The sequence below is a fragment of the Streptomyces sp. TRD_SC_5 genome (assembly GCF_056836825.1).
The window spans coordinates 4,853,960-4,871,840 of record NZ_JBWZZS010000001.1 but is presented as its reverse complement, the minus strand read 5'-3'; the positions used below and the strand labels follow the sequence as shown (position 1 = coordinate 4,871,840).

General features: G+C 70.6%; 20 protein-coding genes. 8 read left to right on the top strand and 12 right to left on the bottom strand.

Going from position 1 to position 17,881, the window contains the following annotated elements:
• Window positions 1–19: 19 nt before the first annotated feature.
• Window positions 20–937 (bottom strand): NYN domain-containing protein, encoded by a 918-nt coding sequence (locus AC1P0E_RS22535; protein ID WP_482743948.1) that lies wholly within the window; start codon window positions 935–937, stop codon window positions 20–22.
• Window positions 938–1,139: 202 nt separating this feature from the next.
• On the opposite strand from AC1P0E_RS22535, the gene AC1P0E_RS22530 reads away from it, so the two are divergent.
• Window positions 1,140–1,292 carry a hypothetical protein gene (locus AC1P0E_RS22530; protein WP_093799180.1) on the top strand — a complete coding sequence of 51 codons (153 nt, stop codon included), beginning with the start codon at window positions 1,140–1,142 and terminating at the stop codon, window positions 1,290–1,292.
• 77 nt (window positions 1,293–1,369) lie between these two features.
• Here AC1P0E_RS22530 and AC1P0E_RS22525 read toward each other — a convergent pair whose 3' ends face one another.
• From AC1P0E_RS22525 to AC1P0E_RS22510, 4 genes are all read right to left on the bottom strand, one after another.
• Window positions 1,370–1,975: a MarC family protein gene (locus tag AC1P0E_RS22525; RefSeq protein ID WP_482743947.1), complete on the bottom strand. Its 606-nt coding sequence runs from the start codon at window positions 1,973–1,975 to the stop codon at window positions 1,370–1,372.
• Between the two features lie 63 nt (window positions 1,976–2,038).
• Window positions 2,039–2,914, bottom strand: coding sequence for a PHP domain-containing protein (locus tag AC1P0E_RS22520; protein WP_482743946.1), 876 nt, complete (start codon window positions 2,912–2,914; stop codon window positions 2,039–2,041).
• 118 nt (window positions 2,915–3,032) lie between these two features.
• Complete coding sequence (locus tag AC1P0E_RS22515) at window positions 3,033–3,671, bottom strand: DUF6758 family protein (protein ID WP_482743945.1); 639 nt, start codon at window positions 3,669–3,671, stop codon at window positions 3,033–3,035.
• Between the two features lie 154 nt (window positions 3,672–3,825).
• The gene (locus AC1P0E_RS22510) at window positions 3,826–4,410 is read right to left on the bottom strand and encodes a suppressor of fused domain protein (protein ID WP_482743944.1); all 585 of its coding nucleotides are present in this window, start codon (window positions 4,408–4,410) and stop codon (window positions 3,826–3,828) included.
• Window positions 4,411–4,871: 461 nt separating this feature from the next.
• Here AC1P0E_RS22510 and AC1P0E_RS22505 point away from each other — a divergent pair, with 461 nt between their 5' ends.
• Together AC1P0E_RS22505 and AC1P0E_RS22500 are read left to right on the top strand one after the other, a co-directional pair.
• Complete coding sequence (locus tag AC1P0E_RS22505) at window positions 4,872–5,987, top strand: magnesium and cobalt transport protein CorA (protein WP_482743943.1); 1,116 nt, start codon at window positions 4,872–4,874, stop codon at window positions 5,985–5,987.
• Between the two features lie 144 nt (window positions 5,988–6,131).
• Complete coding sequence (locus AC1P0E_RS22500) at window positions 6,132–6,638, top strand: hypothetical protein (RefSeq protein ID WP_482743942.1); 507 nt, start codon at window positions 6,132–6,134, stop codon at window positions 6,636–6,638.
• 6 nt (window positions 6,639–6,644) lie between these two features.
• Here AC1P0E_RS22500 and AC1P0E_RS22495 read toward each other — a convergent pair whose 3' ends face one another.
• Window positions 6,645–7,439: a hypothetical protein gene (locus AC1P0E_RS22495; protein ID WP_482743941.1), complete on the bottom strand. Its 795-nt coding sequence runs from the start codon at window positions 7,437–7,439 to the stop codon at window positions 6,645–6,647.
• A gap of 174 nt (window positions 7,440–7,613) precedes the next feature.
• On the opposite strand from AC1P0E_RS22495, the gene AC1P0E_RS22490 reads away from it, so the two are divergent.
• From AC1P0E_RS22490 to AC1P0E_RS22480, 3 genes are read left to right on the top strand one after another with little or no spacing between them, the layout of a single operon-like run.
• Window positions 7,614–8,915, top strand: coding sequence for a magnesium transporter MgtE N-terminal domain-containing protein (locus AC1P0E_RS22490; RefSeq protein ID WP_482743940.1), 1,302 nt, complete (start codon window positions 7,614–7,616; stop codon window positions 8,913–8,915).
• Complete coding sequence (locus tag AC1P0E_RS22485) at window positions 8,905–9,495, top strand: DUF1003 domain-containing protein (RefSeq protein ID WP_482743939.1); 591 nt, start codon at window positions 8,905–8,907, stop codon at window positions 9,493–9,495. The genes AC1P0E_RS22490 and AC1P0E_RS22485 overlap by 11 nt, the downstream gene beginning before the upstream one ends.
• Before the next feature lie 43 nt (window positions 9,496–9,538).
• Window positions 9,539–10,672, top strand: a complete 1,134-nt coding sequence (locus AC1P0E_RS22480; protein WP_482743938.1) for an Mrp/NBP35 family ATP-binding protein — start codon at window positions 9,539–9,541, stop codon at window positions 10,670–10,672.
• 84 nt (window positions 10,673–10,756) lie between these two features.
• Here AC1P0E_RS22480 and AC1P0E_RS22475 read toward each other — a convergent pair whose 3' ends face one another.
• The 5 genes from AC1P0E_RS22475 to sigE all read right to left on the bottom strand — a co-directional run bounded on the left by AC1P0E_RS22475 (window position 10,757) and on the right by sigE (window position 15,691).
• Window positions 10,757–11,440: a hypothetical protein gene (locus AC1P0E_RS22475; RefSeq protein ID WP_482743937.1), complete on the bottom strand. Its 684-nt coding sequence runs from the start codon at window positions 11,438–11,440 to the stop codon at window positions 10,757–10,759.
• A gap of 119 nt (window positions 11,441–11,559) precedes the next feature.
• Window positions 11,560–12,039, bottom strand: coding sequence for a sec-independent translocase (locus AC1P0E_RS22470; protein WP_482743936.1), 480 nt, complete (start codon window positions 12,037–12,039; stop codon window positions 11,560–11,562).
• Between the two features lie 155 nt (window positions 12,040–12,194).
• Window positions 12,195–13,871, bottom strand: a complete 1,677-nt coding sequence (locus AC1P0E_RS22465; protein ID WP_482743935.1) for a S1C family serine protease — start codon at window positions 13,869–13,871, stop codon at window positions 12,195–12,197.
• 90 nt (window positions 13,872–13,961) lie between these two features.
• Entirely contained in the window at window positions 13,962–14,915 is a 954-nt protein-coding gene (locus AC1P0E_RS22460) for an anti-sigma factor family protein (protein ID WP_482743934.1), read from the bottom strand.
• Complete coding sequence (sigE, locus tag AC1P0E_RS22455) at window positions 14,912–15,691, bottom strand: RNA polymerase sigma factor SigE (RefSeq protein ID WP_482743933.1); 780 nt, start codon at window positions 15,689–15,691, stop codon at window positions 14,912–14,914. The genes AC1P0E_RS22460 and sigE overlap by 4 nt, the downstream gene beginning before the upstream one ends.
• 142 nt (window positions 15,692–15,833) lie before the next feature.
• Between sigE and AC1P0E_RS22450 the strand changes: the two genes are divergently transcribed.
• Window positions 15,834–16,499, top strand: coding sequence for an O-methyltransferase (locus AC1P0E_RS22450; RefSeq protein ID WP_482743932.1), 666 nt, complete (start codon window positions 15,834–15,836; stop codon window positions 16,497–16,499).
• 107 nt (window positions 16,500–16,606) lie between these two features.
• Here the strand turns inward: AC1P0E_RS22450 and AC1P0E_RS22445 are convergent, their stop codons facing one another.
• Window positions 16,607–16,774: a DUF3117 domain-containing protein gene (locus tag AC1P0E_RS22445; protein ID WP_003966491.1), complete on the bottom strand. Its 168-nt coding sequence runs from the start codon at window positions 16,772–16,774 to the stop codon at window positions 16,607–16,609.
• A gap of 302 nt (window positions 16,775–17,076) precedes the next feature.
• Between AC1P0E_RS22445 and chcB the strand changes: the two genes are divergently transcribed.
• The gene (chcB, locus tag AC1P0E_RS22440) at window positions 17,077–17,877 is read left to right on the top strand and encodes a 2-cyclohexenylcarbonyl CoA isomerase (protein WP_482743931.1); all 801 of its coding nucleotides are present in this window, start codon (window positions 17,077–17,079) and stop codon (window positions 17,875–17,877) included.
• Window positions 17,878–17,881 lie beyond the last annotated feature (4 nt).

The window sequence follows — 17,881 nt, the reverse complement described above, 5'->3', positions numbered from 1 at the left end:
CCGAGGGGCCGGCCGGGGGCTAGTACTGCGCCTGGAGGTGCTGCCAGAAGCCGTCCCGCAGCGCCCGGCGCAGGTCCGCGTGACCGCGCAGGGACCGCTGGAGCAGCCGCTCGGCCTCCACCAGGAGCTCCTGGTCCACCGATCCCGGCAGGTAGGGGTGGCCGGGCAGCAGGTCCGCCAGCGATTCCCGGCCGCGCGCGCCCAGCCACGCCGCCGCGATCTGCGCACCGATGAAGCGGACGTCCTCGCGGGTGGGCCGCGGGGTGCCCTCGTTCTCGTACGTCGTCACCGGTCGCCGCGTGACGTACGGCTTGCAGAAGTCGAGGTCGAAGGTGCGCTGGCTGTCGACCTCCCACAGGAGCGGCTCGGCCTGGTTCCGTCCCTCCCCCGCCTCGATGCCCCACAGGTGGACCCGTGCGCCGTACCCCTGGGCGGCCTCGACGGCGGAGACCAGGTCCTCGTCGCCGCCCACGAGCGCCGCGTCGCTGATGGCGCGGTGCCGGGCGAGTGACTCCAGGTCCGTACGGATCAGGGAGTCGACGCCCTTCTGCTGGTTGTTGGCGTTGAGATTGCCCAGGCGGACCTTGACGTCGGGCAGCTCGGCGATCGACTGCTGCTCGGTGGTGTGGATGCGGCGCCTGGCCCCGTCGTACCAGTACACGCGCAGCAGCCTGCTGTCCGCGAAGATCGTTCGGGCCTTGTCGATGAAGGCCTCGATGATCCCTTCCGCGTCGAGGTCGAACGACCTGCGGTCCTCGGTCCCGGTCACGAGCAGGCCGGCCGCCGCGTAGACATATCCGGCGTCGACGAAGATCGCGTGGGTGGAAGGGGTCTTCGCCACCTCGGCGAGCATGCGCTGGAGCAGCTCGTTGGTGCGTTCCAGGCGGGCGGTGACCCTGGCGAGTTCAGAGGGGCCCGAAGGCTGTGCGTCGTCCATACGGCTCTCATTGTCCGTGGCGTGGGCGAGCGGACACAACCGGTCCCGCTACCAGTGAGTATTTAGAGTGTCGAAAGTTTTCTTTAGCGTAGGGAATGACTGTGGTGTGCACACCGTTGTAACCCTTGGAGAACGCGCGGCGCCTAGCCTCGCGTTCCCACACACAGTTCTCCAGCAGGAGGATCAGACGAAGGGAGAAGCCTTGCGCTTCGAAATCATGCGCCTGGACGACGTCGACGGCTCCGCCGTTGACAGCACCGTCGTGGACGCCGCCTCCGTCAACCGGATCGTGCAGCAGGCCGCCTCTGTCGGCCAGCGCATTTACATCCGCCCGGCCGAGACCTCGGCTTCATAACACTCTGTAGTGGTTTGTTTGTGAGGTAAGCGCCCCCGTACACCGCGTACGGGGGCGCTCGTGCGTCCGGGCCGGGGTCAGCTGCCCTGGATGACCTGGGTGACGCCGTTGATGATCTGCTGCACGGCGATCGCGGACAGCATCATGCCGGCGAGGCGCGTCACCAGGACGACTCCGCCGTCCTTGATCACCCGGATGATCAGCAGCGAGTAGCGCATGGTCAGCCACAGGACCACGTGCATCACGACGATCGCCGCCCAGACCGAGACCTGCGCCTCGACGGTCTTGGCGTGCTGTACGGCGAGGATCACCGAGACGATCGCGCCGGGGCCCGCGAGCAGCGGCATCCCCAGCGGTACGAGCGCGACGTTGACGTCCTTGGTCTGGGTCGGCTCGTCGGTCTTGCCGGTGAGCAGATCGAGTGCGATCAGAAGCAGCAGCAGGCCGCCCGCGATCATCAGCGCGGGCACGGACACATGCAGGTAGTCGAGGATCTGCTGGCCGAGCACGCCGAAGACGGCGATCACGCCGAAGGCGACAGCGACGGCCTGCCAGGCCATCCTGCGCTGCACCTTGGCGGGCCGGCCCGAGGTGAGGGCGAGGAAGATCGGGGTGATCCCAGGGGGGTCCATAATCACGAAAAGCGTGAGAAAGAGGGATCCGAAAACGGCGAAGTCGAGCACAGTGAGGCCTTGCGAGAAGAGGGTCTTACGAGGAAAGGGGGAGGAGCACCGGGAAACGCGGTGTTACGGAAGGAGGCTTCCGCCCGCGCCCGGCACCGGGAACGCGCCGGTCGCGCGCCGCGTGATCTCGCCGTAGATCTCGGGGTCAGTGGTGAACTCACCGAGCCGTACGGTCTTGCGGCTGCCGTGGTAGTCACTGGACCCCGTGGTCAGCAGCCCGAGATCGGCGGCGAGGCCGCGCAGGCGCGCGCGGGTCGGCCCGTCGTGGTCCATGTGGTCGACCTCGATCCCGTCGAGGCCCGCGGCGGCCAGCGCCGCTATCGCGCTCTCGGGGACCGTGTCGCCGCGCTTGACGGCGCCGGGGTGCGCAAAGACGGTGACTCCGCCGGCCGCCTTGACGAGGCGGATCGCGTCGAAGGGGTCGAGCTCGTGCTTCTCGACGTACGCGCGGCCGCCGTTGGCCAGCCAGTCGGGCGTGAAGGCGTCGGAGACGGTCTCGACGACGCCGAGTTCCATCAGCGCGGACGCGATGTGCGGGCGGCCGACCGAACCGTCTCCGGCGATACGGGCCACCTGGTCCCACTCGATCGGTACGCCCAGCTCCCGGAGCTTGCCGACCATGCCCTGCGCGCGGGGCACCCGGTCGTCCCGCACCAGCTCGCGCTCGCGCGCCAGCTCGGGCTCGTCGGGATCGAAGAGGTACGCCAGCATGTGCAGCCCGATGCCGTCGAGGCGGCAGGAGAGCTCGGCGCCGGTGACGAGAGTCAGCGCCGTCGGGAGCGCCGGAAGCGCGGCGATCGCCTCGGCGTGGCCGCGCGTCGAGTCGTGGTCGGTGAGCGCCACGACGTCGAGCCCGGCCGCCGCCGCGTTGCGCACCAGCTCGGCGGGGGTGTCCGTGCCGTCCGAAGCCGTGGAGTGGGTGTGCAGATCGATGCGCACGACGCTTGACTCCGGAGACTCGGCGGGACGGGGGGACCGGTCAAGGATAGCCGGGAATCGAACACCCCCGGATCCGCCCGCGTTCACTCCGGGGTCGCGGGGCAACGGGGCCGCGGAGTCAGGCCAGCAGTCGCGGCGACAGCGCCCCGCACGGTACGAGGTCCACCTCCGCGCCCGCCTCGCGCAGGTCGGTCAGTATCAGTTCGTCGTACATCATCAGGCCCGACTGCTCCGGCCAGACGATCGCCCACAGCCACAGCCCGCACGCCTCGCCGGCGAAGACGGCCCGGTCGTCCGGGACGCCGGAAAGGTGCCACAGCGGGGTGGGGCGTCCGGCCGCGAGGAGTTTGGCCTGCGGCGGTTTGTCCATGCTCAGGTACGCCCCGGGGTCCGGCCCTTCCACGCCCGCGTAGCGCGCGCCGAGGCCGACGCCGAGTTCCTCCGCGACGAGCAGTATCTCGCCGAGACCGCCGAGCGGTCCTGGTCCCGAGCAGGCGACGGCTGTGGCACGTGAGCCACTGCGGTCGTCACCCGCGCAGGTCACCCCCGTGAACAGCCAGCCGACAGGCAGCGGCCACGGCATCCACACCGGGACCTTGGCACGCTTCACCGCGACGGTGAGGGCCTCGACACTCGGCGGGATCACGGGCTGCTGCGGATGCACTGTCCCGTGCACGTCGCACTGCCAGGAGTCGGCAAAGAGACCGGGCGCCCTGACCCGGCCACCGCACTTCGGGCAACTGGGTTCGCCCCTCATAGGGCCCAACGGTCCTCCCCGGCCGTCCTCGCGTCAAGGACGATCACCCGTCCGGAGCCGAATCCGTCCGGGCGCCGGATCCGCCACCGCCCGGGCCGCGGCGTTGGCAACGGCCTACGCGTTCTTCACCGCTGCGCGCGACGCGCCGCAGCAATCAATCGAGCGGCACCGATGCGCGCAGCGGATCGCGCAAATCCGTGCCGTGCGACAGCCAGCGCTCCTGGAGCTCCTGGGCGCCCTTGACCCGCTTCCAGGCCGCCTCGTTCGGCGTCATGGGCAGCAGGGGCAGGAAGCGCACCGAGTCCATCGGGGCGTCCAGCTCCAGGTCCTCGACCAGGCCGCCGGCCTCCGCGACCAGTACGGAGCTGAAGGGCGCCCCCGGCCACAGCGGCCCGCCGAGGTCCAGCGAGGCGCCGGGAGCCACGATCACACCCTCGACCTGCGGGGACGCCGCGAGGACCGCGAGCGGGCGCAGCACCTTGTCGGTGTCGGCGACACCGGCCCGTACCGAAAGGACCAGCTCGGCGCGCGGGCCCTTCACCGGGTCGGCGAGGACGGCGGTCGGGTCGGCCATCGGCTGGGCCGACATGCCGAGCGTGGCGTAGCGGACGATGTCGCCGTCCACGAAACGCAGTACCTCCATACGGTCGGTACCGAGGAACGTGACAGCGGCGCGCGCGTCCGGTTCGCCCAGCGTCGTACGCAACCGGGCTTCGACCAGCGCAAGAACATCTCCCATGCCGCGAGCATAAGTCGCGTATGGAACGGGCAAAGGGAGAGCCTTGACACAACAGTGGGCTGATAGTCTTGGCCGCTGGTCAGGGCAGCACGCAGAAGCGTGGCTTTCGAGCCCCGACATCACGTCATCCCCCATGGGGGACCGGCCGGAGGAGGTGGGGCTGCGGTGGATCGAAGTCGTCCCGGCAGTACCAACCGCTCTTCCGCACAGTCAGTGTTCCCCGGGGCCTGAAGCCCTTCGTACCCGGTCGCCAACCGGTGAAACCTACGGGGCTCACGGTATTTCGCGCGACGGAAGAGCACTTCATTTTTGCCTGATCCGTGTCTGAGCGAACGCCGTCACCGCGTCCTGCGGTGCCGCCCGCTTTGCCGACGTACGGCCGCCCCGACGCTGTGGCCCGCACGTCTCCATTCCGGGCAGTGCCATGCCTCGCAGACGGCTTCTCCGTGAAGGAGCCCGCCATGTCGATGATCCGTGACCTGCGCGCAGCGGTCCGTCCGTCCCTGCGCAAGAGCAGCACCGTGTACAGCGGTTACGACACCACTCGCGACCCGTCCGCGAGCAGCGCGGTCGTGGACTGCGCCGTCTACCGCGACGGGCGCCGGGTGAAGGACGCCGAATACCTCACCCCGCACGAGGCGATGACCCGAGTCCGGGAGGGCGGCGGCTTCGCCTGGATCGGTCTGCACGAGCCGACCGAGGCCGAATTCGCTGGTATCGCAGCCGAGTTCGGGCTGCACCCGCTGGCCGTGGAGGACGCCGTACACGCGCACCAGCGGCCGAAGCTGGAGCGGTACGACGACACCCTCTTCACCGTCTTCAAGACGATCCACTACGTCGACCACACCGAACTGACCGCGACGAGCGAGGTCGTGGAGACCGGTGAGGTGATGTGCTTCACCGGCAAGGACTTCGTCATCACCGTGCGGCACGGCGGCAAGGGCTCGCTGCGGGCGCTGCGCCACCGGCTCCAGGACGACCCGGAGCTGCTGGCCAAAGGGCCTTCGGCGGTGCTGCACTCGATCGCCGACCATGTCGTCGACGGGTACATCGCGGTGGCGGCGGCCGTGCAGGACGACATCGACGAGGTCGAGATCGATGTCTTCTCGGCGCCCGCCAAAGGGAGTCCGCGCGGCTCGGACGCGGGCCGGATCTACCAGCTCAAGCGCGAAGTCCTGGAGTTCAAGCGGGCCGTAGCCCCGCTCCTTCGCCCGATGCAGCAGCTCAGCGAGCGGCCGATGCGGCTCGTCGACCCGGACATCCAGAAGTACTTCCGCGATGTCGCGGACCACCTCGCGCGCGTGCACGAAGAGGTCGTCGGCTTCGACGAACTGCTGAACTCGATCCTCCAGGCCAATCTCGCGCAGGCGACGGTCGCCCAGAACGAGGACATGCGAAAGATCACGTCCTGGGCGGCGATCGTGGCCGTACCGACGATGATCTGCGGTGTGTACGGCATGAACTTCGATCACATGCCGGAGCTGCACTGGCGGTACGGCTACCCGTTGGTGCTGGGCTCGATCGTGGTGGTCTGTGTGACCATCCACCGCACGCTCAAGAGGAACGGCTGGCTCTGACGACGAGCGCGATGCGGGCCCGGGATCGCCAGCAGGGCGGGGTCCGGGGTGGAGACCCTCACGCGGCGGAGTCGCAAAGTGTCACAGCCGGGAAGGGGCGGGTAGGGGAACGAGCCCCGCGGGGCAGCGCCTAGGCTGGCCCGTATGACGCAGACCTTGCTCGACCAGGCCCTCGTCGAGGAGGCCACCAAGAAGTCCGGGCTCATCTGGGTGCGCGGCACCGGCCCCGCCCGGTCCCTGTGGCACGTGTGGCACGACGGCGCCGCGTACGTAGTAGGAGACGGGACCGGCGAGCAGCCGTTCCCTGGGCTCGCGGACGGCGCGAGCGCCGAAGTCACCGTACGCAGCAAGGACAAGGGCGGCCGGCTCGTCGCCTGGACGGCCGCCGTCACCGAGCACCCGGCCGGGACCGACGAATGGGAAGCCGCCGTCGCCGAGCTCAAGGGCAAGCGCCTGAACGCGCCCGACGCCGAGCAGATGACCGAGCGCTGGGCCCGCGAGTGCCGCGTACTGCGCCTGGAACCGCAGAGTGTCACGACCGACCTGCCTGACGGGTCGCTCGCCGCCAAGCCCCTGCCCACCGGCGCCACGACCCGGCTGCCCGCCCCGGCAGCCCTCCCCCGCCTCCTCATGAAGCGGAAGAGGAAGTAGGCAGGGCTAGGACTCGTCCGACGTCTTCGGGAGCTGGCCGCCGTAGTCCACCGTCTCGCCCTTGCCCGGCGCCTCCAGCGCGAACTCCTCGTCCCAGTCGGCCAGCCGCACCACGCCCGCACCCCCCGCCCGCTCCAGTTTCAGCGGATACGGCGTGCCGAGCAGTGACACGGCGAGGCTCCCGCCGACGCCCTTGCCGCCGGTGACCTCGATCGTACGGACGCCGCCGACCTCCGGGCGGTCGCCCTTGCTGAGCTTGCCGTGCAGCCCGAGCAGGCCGTCGAGCAGGACGTCCTTGTCCGTGAAGCCGCGCAGCTGGTCGTACGCCGGGTCGTCGTCCGGGACCTTGACGTACTTGTCCTCCAGCTTGCCCCCGGCCGCCTCGTCGGACTCTGAGGACTCCGGAGGCTCTGAGGACTCGGGGGAACGCCCCGCCCCGTGGTCCCAGAAATCCGCGCCCGCCTTCATGAAGAGTTCGTCGTCGATGCGCAACAGCTCGAACGAGCTGCCCTTGGACGTCACGGAGCCCGTGCCGCCGTCCTCCTTGAGCCGCATGTCGAGCTTGTACGAGCGTCCCTTGCTGACGACGGTGCCCGAGAGCCGCACCGACTCCGCGTCGCGCGCCGCGTTCCGCGCCTTGGCCTCGATGGCCGTCGCCGAGAGTCTCCCCACTCCGTTGGTCCCCTTGTCCGGGTCGACCGGTTCCTCACCGCAAGCGGTGAGCGCCGCGGTCAGCCCGACGCACACGACGCCGAGTAGGGCAGCCCGGCGGGCTCGGGCGGCCGGGGGAAATGCAGTCACAAGCGCACTGCCTCTCATGCGGGTGTCCGGGGTGGCAGCAGGCAGCGTACCCGTGCCGTCTACGCCGTCCGGCAGAGAGCCGTCCGGACGGCCCCTTTGGAGCGGCGGCGACCGGCACGAGCTAGCCTGAACCCGTTGTCAGCCGCATTTTGTCCAGAAAGGGAGGCGCACCACATGGCATCAGGCGCCCCCCGCGTCTTCGTCTCGCACCTCGCCGGCATCGCCGTGTTCGACCCGAACGGCGACCAGGTCGGCCGGGTGCGCGACCTGGTGGCGATGCTGCGCGTGGGCAGCAGGCCGCCGCGTCTCCTCGGCATGGTCGTCGAGGTGGTGAGCCGGCGCCGGATCTTCCTCCCCATGACCCGGGTGACGGGCGTGGAGTCGGGACAGGTCATCACGACGGGCGTGGTGAACATGCGCCGATTCGAGCAGCGCCCGACGGAGCGGCTCGTCCTCGGTGAGCTTCTCGACCGCCGCGTGCAGCTGGTCGACAGCGGCGAGGAGGTCACCGTCCTCGACGTGTCGATCGCGCAGTTGCCCGCCCGCCGTGACTGGGAGATCGACAAGGTCTTCGTGCGCAAGGGCAAGGGCGGCGCACTGCGGCGCCGTGGGGAGACGCTGACCGTGGAGTGGTCGGCGGTCAGCGGGTTCTCGCTGGAGGAGCACGGGCAGGGCGCGGAGAACCTCCTGGCCACCTTCGAGCAGCTGCGCCCCGCCGACCTCGCCAACGCCCTGCACCACCTGACGCCCAAGCGCCGCGCCGAGGTGGCCGCCGCGCTGGACGACGACCGGCTCGCCGACGTACTGGAAGAGCTGCCCGACGACGACCAGGTGGAGATCCTCGGCAAGCTGGCAGAGGAGCGGGCCGCCGATGTCCTGGAGGCGATGGACCCGGACGACGCCGCCGACCTGCTGTCCGAGCTGCCCGAGGAGGACAAGGAGCGGCTGCTGATGCTGATGCGGCCCGACGACGCGGCCGACGTACGGCGGCTGCTCGCGTACGAGGAGCGGACGGCCGGCGGTCTGATGACGACCGAGCCGATCGTGCTGCGGCCCGACGCGACGGTCGCGGACGCTCTGGCCCGCGTACGGCAGCAGGACCTCTCCCCCGCCCTGGCCGCGCAGGTGTACGTCTGCCGGCCGCCGGACGAGACGCCGACGGGCAAGTACCTCGGGACGGTGCACTTCCAGCGGATGCTGCGGGAGCCGCCGGGCACCCTAATCGGCTCCGTCGTGGAGTCCGATCTGCCGCCGCTGTCGCCGGGCACGCCGCTGCCCGCGGTGACGAGCTACCTCGCCGCGTACAACATGGTCGCCGCCCCGGTCGTGGACGAGGGCGGCTCGCTGCTCGGCGCGGTGACCGTCGACGACGTACTCGACCACCTGCTCCCCGACGACTGGCGCGAGACCGAGTTCCACGAGCCCCCTGAAACTCCGGGCACGGCGCTGGACAGGGAGGCCGCCCGTGGGCAGTGACAGGAACGCCGAGCCGAGGGAGCGGGGCGGCCGGAGCGCGACCGGCTCGAGCGCGCTGCCCAGGGCGTCCCGGGTGCGTCTGGACCAGCCGCGCCCCGCGCGCAAGCGGCTGCTGCCGGAGTACGACCCGGAGGCCTTCGGCCGGTTCTCGGAGCGGATCGCGCGCTTCCTGGGCACGGGGCGCTTCCTCGTCTGGATGACCCTGACCATCCTGCTGTGGGTGGCGTGGAACATCTTCGCGCCGCCCGCCCTGCGCTGGGACGAGTACCCGTTCATCTTCCTGACGCTGATGCTGTCCCTCCAGGCGTCGTACGCCGCCCCGCTGATCCTCCTCGCGCAGAACCGCCAGGACGACCGGGACCGCGTCACCCACGAGCAGGACCGCAAGCAGAACGAGCGGTCGATCGCGGACACCGAGTACCTGACGCGGGAGATCGCGGCGCTGCGGATGGGGCTCGGCGAGGTCGCCACCCGCGACTGGATCCGCTCGGAATTCGTGGACCTGGTCAAGGAGCTGGAGGAGCGGCGCTCCCTATTCCCGCCCGAGGCCGCTTCCGAGAGTGACGAAGCCGACCGCTGACAGGGCTTTCCCGGTGTGGCAGTACGCGCCGTACCATCACGGTATGGCTATGGAAGACGCGGTGCGCGAAGCACTGGCGACGGTGAACGACCCCGAGATCCACAAACCGATCACTGACCTCGGCATGGTCAAGTCGGTCGAGATCGGGGCGGACGGCGCGGTTGCCGTCGCGGTCTATCTCACCGTCTCCGGCTGCCCGATGCGCGAGACCATCACCAACAACGTGCGTGAGGCGGTCGAGCGCGTCGAGGGTGTGACAAGTGTCTCCGTCGAGCTCGACGTGATGAGCGACGAGCAGCGCAAGGAGCTGGCGGGCGCGCTGCGCGGCGGCACCGCCGAGCGCGAGGTGCCCTTCGCCCAGCCCGGCTCACTGACCCGGGTCTACGCGGTGGCGTCCGGCAAGGGCGGCGTCGGCAAGTCCTCGGTGACGGTCAACCTGGCCGCGGCGATGGCGGCGGACGGCCTGAAGGTCGGCGTCGTCGACGCGGACATCTACGGCCACAGCGTGCCGCGCATGCTGGGCGTGGACGGCAAGCCCACTCAGGTCGAGAACATGATCATGCCGCCGTCGGCGCACGGCGTGAAGGTGATCTCGATCGGAATGTTCACGCCGGGCAACGCGCCTGTGGTGTGGCGCGGGCCGATGCTGCACCGAGCGCTCCAGCAGTTCCTCGCGGATGTGTACTGGGGCGACCTGGACGTGCTGCTGCTCGACCTGCCGCCGGGCACCGGTGACATCGCGATCTCGGTGGCGCAGCTCGTGCCGAACGCCGAGATCCTTGTCGTGACGACGCCTCAGCAGGCTGCGGCCGAGGTCGCCGAGCGGGCCGGTTCCATCGCCGTACAGACCCACCAGAAGATCGTCGGCGTCGTCGAGAACATGTCGGGCCTGCCGTGCCCGCACTGCGACGAGATGGTCGACGTCTTCGGCACCGGCGGTGGCCAGAAGGTCGCCGAGGGGCTGACGAAGACGACCGGTACGAACGTGCCGGTGCTGGGCTCCATCCCCATCGACGTACGACTGCGGGAGGGCGGCGACGAGGGCAAGCCCGTCGTGCTGACCGACCCGGACTCGGCCGCCGGTGCGGCGCTGCGCTCGATCGCGGGCAAGCTGGGCGGCCGTGCGCGCGGCCTGTCGGGCATGTCGCTGGGGATCACCCCGCGCAACAAGTTCTGACGCGTCCGGGACCGTTCCGGGCACCCCGAAGGGGGGCGCCGCTCCGAGCGAGCGGCGCCCCCCTTCGTCGTACGACCTGACCTCCTACTGGCCCTGGTCGTACGACGTGATGTCCTTCACCACCGAGAAGCCCAGTCCGTACGCGCTCATCCCGCGCCCGTACGCCCCGATGATCACGCCGTCCTCCCCGGCCCCGGCGAGCACCCAGCCGTACTCCGACTCGCGGTAGCGGAAGGGCGTCGGTACGCCGTCCACCGGCAGCGACAGCGACGACCAGGCGGGGCCCGACAGGTCGTCGGCCAGCTCGAAGGCCGTCTCGGTCTGCTGGTCCAGCCAGTCGTCGCGCAGCGAGTGGTCCAGCTGGGCGGGCCAGGTGGCCGAGAGCAGGCCCGAGCCGGCCAGCCAGGCGGCGGAGGAGACCGAAGTGGCCTCCAGTACGCCCGTACCGTCGCCGCTGCGTCGCACCGGGCTGCTGGCGACGGTGACGACCACCGCGAAGCGTTCCTTCTCCTGGCCGTCCTCGGCGGCGGGCCGTATCGACGGCTCCTCGCCGTGGCCCGTGGAACCGTGTTGCACCGTGCCGTCCGCCGCCGTGCCGACCTGCATCAGCCAGCGGGGCCCGGTGAACGCGTCATCCAGTCCGTACCAGGGGAAGGGCGCGCGCAGATAGCCGTCGACCGTACGCCGGGCTGCTGGCACCCCCTCCGCTGTGGACGTGCTGGGCGTCAGGGGTGCTCCCTGCGCTCCGACCCGACTCGTGGTCTCCATCTATCCGGCCGCCTCCTTGTTCCGTGGCGTCCGGATACGGCCCGCCCCCCTCGGGCGTCCTCACATCCGGACAGATGGAGGATAGCCACCTTGGTGCGGCTCGTCGGGAAGGGCGGGGCTCAGGTGGCGTCGGCGTCGAAGGGCGGGCGCTCGCTCTGAGCGGGCGTTTCGCGCTTCTTGAGCAGGTCGGGGGTGCCGGTGGAGTCCTTCGACAGATTCGCCTTGCCGGCCGAACCGTTCGAACCGTTCGCGGAACCGGCCGACGAGCCGCTGTCGCGCCCGTGGACGGCGTCCGCGACCTCTGCCATCTCGCTCTTGAGGTCGAAGCTGCTGCGGATCTCCTTGAGACCGAGGTCGTCGTTGTCCATCAGCTGCTTGCGGACGAAGGTCTTCGGGTTCAGGTCCTCGAAGTCGAAATCCTTGAACTCGGGGCCGAGTTCGGAGCGGATGTCGTGCTTCGCGCTCTCGGAGAACTCACGGAGCTTGCGGATCATCGCCGAGGCGTCCTGAATGAGCTTCGGCAGCTTCTCCGGCCCGAAGACGAGCACGGCGAGAACCACGAGCGTCACCAGCTCGAGTGCGCCTATGTCACTGAACACCTTGTTGCTCCTTGGGTTCTCCGCGCCCGCAGGTCGGGTGGGACTTCCCCCGCCGCAGGCAGAGGACCGGTCCGGGCCCGGTCAACGGTACCCGCCCAATCTGTCCGGACGGTACCTTCACGTAACACTCACGCGGACGTCTGTGCGCTTCTCCCTCAGTTGCCGTCCGCCGAGCCGAGCGTGACCGAGACCGTCCGCTCCTTGCCCGCGCGCACCACGGTCAGTTCCAGCCGGTCGCCGGGGCGGTGGGCGCGGATCTTGACGATCAGTTCCTGCCCGTTGTGCACCGGCCGGCCGTCGACCTCGGTGATGATGTCGCGAGGCTTGATCCCGGCGGCGGCCCCGGGGCCGCCGGGCGTCACCGGCGGACCGTCGGCGCCCTTGGTGCCGACGCGGGCGCCGTCGCCCGCGTACTTCATGTCCAGCGTGACACCGATCACCGGGTGTGTCGCCTTCCCGGTGTTGATCAGCTCCTCGGCGACGCGCTTGCCCTGGTTGATGGGGATGGCGAAGCCCAGGCCGATGCTGCCGCCCTGGCTGCCTTCGAGGCCCGCGCTGTTGTCCGCCGCGCGTATGGCGCTGTTGATGCCGATGACGCGGGCCTGGGCGTCCACCAGCGGGCCGCCGGAGTTGCCCGGGTTTATCGGGGCGTCGGTCTGGAGCGCGTTCACATAGCTGACGTCGCTGCCGTCGCCCTTCTCGCCGCCCGCGGTGATGGGGCGCTCCTTGGCGCTGATGATCCCGGAGGTGACCGTGTTCTGGAGGTCGAACGGCGCGCCGATGGCCACCACCGGGTCCCCCACCTGGACGTTCTCCGAGTTGCCCAGGGGAAGCGGCTTGAGCCCGTCGACGCCGAGGACGCGGACGACCGCGAGGTCGTAGCCACTGTCCTTGCCGACGAGCTTCGCCTTCGCGGTCTGGCCGCCGCTGAAGGTGATGTTTATGGTGCCGTTGGCACCGGCGGGGTCCACCACATGGTGGTTGGTGAGGATGTGGCCCTTGGCGTCGAGTACGAAGCCGGTGCCCGTGCCCTGCTCACCGGCCCCGCTGACATGCAGCGTGACGACGCTGGGCAGGGCGCTGGCCGCGATGCCCGCGACGCTGTCGGGGGCGCGGCCCTTGCCGTCCGCCTGTTGCGCCTGGGGCAGTTCGACGCGGGTGACGCCGCCGTTGCGTTCGACGTACGCCCCGACGCCGCCGCCGATGCCGCCGGCGACCAGCGCGACCAGCAACGCCCCGACGAGCAGCGTGCCCCGGCGGCCCTTCTTCGGCCGGCCGCCCGCCGGGTCACCGGGGTGGGTCAGCGGCTGCTGGGGCGCGCCCCAGGGGTCGTACTGCAGCCATTGGGAGGGCTGGGGGTGCTGGGGCTGGGGGTGGGCCTGGTGCTGGGGCTGGTGGTGTTGTGACGGTGCCATGGGGGCACCGGCCCCGTTCGCCGCGGGCGCCCCATGGGCTCCCGGCGCTCCCGGCGGTACGAACGTGCCCTGTGGCGGAGTCGGCACCGGGCGCTCCACGGGTGGCGCGGGCGCCCAAGGTCCCGGGCCTCCGTAGGGCGGTGTGGCGTACGGATCGGGCGCGTGGAGGGGCTGCGGTCGCGCCTGCGGGCCGGGCTCGGCCTCAGCGGCCTGTCGCGGCGGCACCGGGCCGGGCGCCGCAGGCACCGGCCCGGCGGCTTCGGGCGCCCGGGGCACGGCCGCAGGAGCTGCGGCCGCGAGCACCGCGTCCTGTGCCAAGTCCCGCTCCGGCTCCGGCTTCCGCTCCGGCGCCCCGTGAACCGGCGCGGGACGACTCCACCACTTTGCCTTCGGCCCGGTGGGCTTGCCCTCGTCCATGTCTCCCCGCACCCCACGAGCACGCCCGTAGGGCCGTGCGTTCCGTTGTCCGTGCCCCCTCGGGGCATCCCTGCGAGGATTCAACCAGTCTCAGGGAGAAACGGGCAGCCCGGGCGGTGACGGAGCGGCCGACTGAAGCGGCGGCGGTGCCGCGATCGCCGGCGGGCGGTGGCCGGGGGCGTAGCCGAGCGACAGGGCGGGAGCCGAACGGCGTATCAGCGGCAACGGGGCCTGACCGGCGAGCGCGGGCGCCGCGAACGGCTGCGTCAGCGAGCCACCCTGGGCGCCGCCCTGCCCGGTTCCCGCTCCGAAGAGCCCGGACGGCGCGGCGGTGTTGACACCGGTATGGGTACCGACGCCGGCAGTGGCGACCAGGCCGTTGCCCGTAGTGCGGCGGCGGGTGTTCTCCGTGACGGCGCCGGTCGGGCCCGCCGCGCGCAGCGGCGTGACGTTGTTGCCCGAGCCTCCGCCCCTCGCGGTGTTCTCACCCGCGGAGCCGACCGGCATGGCGCCGCCGAGCGCGAACGCGGCGAGCGACACGGCGCTCGCGGCCGCGAAGGCCAGCCGCCTTCCGCGCCCGCCGGAACGCTCCGCCTCGGGGCGGCCCACGTCATGGATGCGGAAGCCACGCCCGGACGGGGCGCCGGGAAGCACGCCGGTGTGCCCGGCGGCCGGGACGTAACCGAAGTCGAAGGTGTTGCCGGGTCGTCCGGGTCTCGCTCGCGGGGTGTCGGCGCCGAACACTCCGTGTCCGAAGCCGCCCTGTCCGAACGGCCGTGTGTCGTCGCTGTCGTCGGCCCCGGGGCCACCGCCGGGCAGCCCCTGGAGCCGGGCGAGCAGGCCCTCGGAAGGCGGCGGCGGCGCGGTGGTGGAGAAGACGCTCTTCAGGCGGCGCTGGGCGTCGGCCTCGGCCTTGCACTTGGCGCAGGTCGCCAGGTGCGCCAGGACACGCTCGCGGACGTCATGACTCAGCTCGCCGTCCACCAGGGCGGCCAGCCGGTCTCCCAGGTGCTGTTCGGCAGAGGTCGGTCGGGTGCCACTCACTCGGCTCCGCCCTCTCCGCCCACCGCGGACACACCGGTGCCCACGCTCGCGAGCGACCGCTGCTCGGCGCGCGCTTCGGGGGACCGGTGCTGGAGAGCCTTGCGCAGGTGGGAGCGACCGCGGTGGATCCGGCTGCGTACGGTCCCGAGCTTGACGCCCAGCGTCGCGGCGATCTCCTCGTACGACAGGCCCTCGATGTCACAGAGCACGACCGCCGCACGGAACTCGGGCGCGAGCGTGTCCAGCGCCTGCTGGACGTCCGCGTCGAAGTGGGTGTCGTTGAAGACCTGCTGCGGGGACGGCTCACGGCTGGGCAGCCGCTCTGCGGCGTCGTCGCCGAGCGCGTCGAAGCGGATGCGCTGCTTGCGGCGGACCATGTCCAGGAACAGGTTCGTCGTGATGCGGTGCAGCCAGCCCTCGAACGTGCCGGGCGTGTACGTCGACAACGAGCGGAACACGCGGACGAAGACTTCCTGGGTGAGGTCCTCGGCGTCGTGCTGATTGCCGGTCAGGCGGTAGGCGAGGCGGTAGACGCGACCACTGTGCGTGCTGACGATCTCCTCCCAGGTGGGAGGAGTCCACGCCTGAGATTCCGCGTCTGAGGCGAAGGTCGCGGTCTGTGCGGAATGCGTGGAAGGCGTGCGGTCAGCAATGTCGGTCACGGATTTCGGCTCACCCGCCGACCTGAGAAAGCGCCGCAGCACTCCTCCCCGATCCACAGGCGCAGCCGCACCTCCCCTATCGGCTCTGGTGGTGTCCAGTGGAGCCCCTACCATAGCCACCTCGCCCGTTAGCTCCGGATAAGCATCTTTACGCGAATTTGGAAGCCGCATGCGGTCCTGATCCATGTCTCCCCCTGTCCTCTTTCAACGCCCGGTCCCATCTGCGGGTTCCCGACGTCAGCGGATACAGTCACGGGTGCGCCAACTACGGGGACAGGAGAGGGCCATTACCGCCAACCGGCAGACGAACTGGGCGTTCGCCGACGCCTATGTCGCCGAGGACGAAGCCCTGCACTGGGCGCGCGATCGGGCCCGGGAGGCAGGACTGCGCGCGGTGTCACCCGGGACAGGTGCCGCGCTGCAGCTTCTGGCTGCCACCGCGGACGCCAAGGCGGTGGCCGAAATCGGCACGGGTACGGGCGTTTCCGGCATCTATCTGCTCAATGGGATGCGGCCCGACGGCGTACTCACCACCGTGGACCCGGAGCCGGAGTGGCAGCAGTTCGCCCGCGAGGCGTTCCGCGCGGCCGGCTACGCGGCGAACCGCGCGCGTTTCATCCCCGGGAACGCCCTCGACGTACTCCCCCGCCTCGCCGACGGCGGGTACGACCTCGTCTTCTGCGACGGCGACCGTCTCGAGTACATGGACTACCTCGCTGAATCGTTGCGCCTGCTGAAGCCCGGCGGAATCGTCGTGTTCGAAGGCGCCTTCGCGGACGGCCGCACGGTCGACTCCGCGGCGCAGCCCGCCGAGGTCCTGCGCCTGCGCGAACTGCTGCGAGAAGTCCGCGAGGGCCACAAACTCGTCCCCGCCCTGCTCCCGGTCGGCGACGGCCTCCTCTGCGCGGTACGCCGCGGCTGACCGGCCCGCCGCCGCACACAGCCACCCGGACACAGCCCCCAGCGCATAGCACTGCCCCGGCACGCTTGCGGCGTACCGGGGCAGTGAAAAGTTCGGGCGCTTCCGCGTCAGCCGACGACCTTCTTCAGAGCGTCGCCGAGCGCATCGGCCTCATCCGGAGTCAGCTCGACGACAAGTCGTCCGCCGCCTTCGAGCGGAACGCGCATGACGATGCCCCGCCCCTCCTTGGTCACCTCGAGCGGGCCGTCGCCCGTTCGCGGCTTCATGGCCGCCATGCTCGTTCCCCTTCCTGAAACCAGCTCATCGCAGCCGACAACCCAGGTGTCACCGGCATCGAACACGTTGCTTCCAGGTCATTATCCCGCATGGCGGGACCCAAAGACCAACATCGCTCGGCATCGCTTGTGCAACGCGCTCTCTCAAAACCACTCAATTCGGCGGTCCGCCTGCGATACTTCGCCGCCGCCGGGCACCCAGCGACCTCACATTGTTAGACGCAGGTCACATGTGCAGCCCCCGTGATCTCCGCCATGCTGAGCAGGACATGCCTGCCCGAGCCGCAAAAGGGGACCCACCGATGGCCGACACCGTGCTCTACGAGGTGACCGACGGACTCGCGACGATCACGATCAATCGTCCCGATGCCATGAACGCCATGAACACGGCGGCGAAGGTCGCGCTGCGGGACGCGGTGCAGGCCGCGGGCGCCGATCCGGCGGTCCGGGCGGTCCTGCTCACCGCCACCGGCCGGGCGTTCTGCGTGGGCCAGGACCTCAAGGAGCACATCTCCTCGCTCGCCGCCGACCGCGAGACGGGCACCGGCGAGACCATGAGCACGGTGCGCGAGCACTACAACCCCATCGTGCGGGCCCTGACCGAGATGCCGAAGCCCGTCGTCGCCGGGGTCAACGGCGTCGCCGCCGGCGCCGGAGCGGGCTTCGCGTTCGCCGCCGACTACCGGGTCGTCGCCGACACGGCCGCCTTCAACACGTCCTTCGCCGGGGTCGCGCTGACCGCCGACTCGGGCGTCTCCTGGACCCTGCCGCGCCTGATCGGCCAGAGCCGCGCCGCCGACCTGCTGCTTTTCCCGCGCTCGATCTCCGCGCAGGAGGCGTTCGACCTGGGCATCGCCAACAAGCTCGTGCCGGCCGCCGACCTGGCCGCCGAAGCCGCCGCCGTCGCCCGCACCCTGGCCGCGGGCCCCACGCTCGCGTACGCCGCGCTCAAGGAGTCCCTGGCGTACGGCGCGGGCCACACCCTGAGCGAGACCCTCGAAAAGGAGGACGAACTCCAGGCCAGGGCGGGCGCGTCGGAGGACCACGCCATCGCGGTCCAGGCGTTCATCGCCAAGGAGAAGCCGAAGTACCTCGGCCGCTGACCCG

Coding starts and splice junctions, on each gene's coding strand:
- AC1P0E_RS22500 (WP_482743942.1), top strand. CDS start 6,132: ATGACGCAGACCTTGCTCGACCAGGCCCTCGTCGAGGAGGCCACCAAG.
- AC1P0E_RS22535 (WP_482743948.1), bottom strand. CDS start 937: ATGGACGACGCACAGCCTTCGGGCCCCTCTGAACTCGCCAGGGTCACC.
- AC1P0E_RS22465 (WP_482743935.1), bottom strand. CDS start 13,871: ATGGACGAGGGCAAGCCCACCGGGCCGAAGGCAAAGTGGTGGAGTCGT.
- AC1P0E_RS22505 (WP_482743943.1), top strand. CDS start 4,872: ATGTCGATGATCCGTGACCTGCGCGCAGCGGTCCGTCCGTCCCTGCGC.
- AC1P0E_RS22475 (WP_482743937.1), bottom strand. CDS start 11,440: ATGGAGACCACGAGTCGGGTCGGAGCGCAGGGAGCACCCCTGACGCCC.
- AC1P0E_RS22515 (WP_482743945.1), bottom strand. CDS start 3,671: ATGAGGGGCGAACCCAGTTGCCCGAAGTGCGGTGGCCGGGTCAGGGCG.
- AC1P0E_RS22445 (WP_003966491.1), bottom strand. CDS start 16,774: ATGGCGGCCATGAAGCCGCGAACGGGCGACGGCCCGCTCGAGGTGACC.
- sigE (WP_482743933.1), bottom strand. CDS start 15,691: ATGGTAGGGGCTCCACTGGACACCACCAGAGCCGATAGGGGAGGTGCG.
- AC1P0E_RS22480 (WP_482743938.1), top strand. CDS start 9,539: ATGGCTATGGAAGACGCGGTGCGCGAAGCACTGGCGACGGTGAACGAC.
- chcB (WP_482743931.1), top strand. CDS start 17,077: ATGGCCGACACCGTGCTCTACGAGGTGACCGACGGACTCGCGACGATC.
- AC1P0E_RS22490 (WP_482743940.1), top strand. CDS start 7,614: ATGGCATCAGGCGCCCCCCGCGTCTTCGTCTCGCACCTCGCCGGCATC.
- AC1P0E_RS22510 (WP_482743944.1), bottom strand. CDS start 4,410: ATGGGAGATGTTCTTGCGCTGGTCGAAGCCCGGTTGCGTACGACGCTG.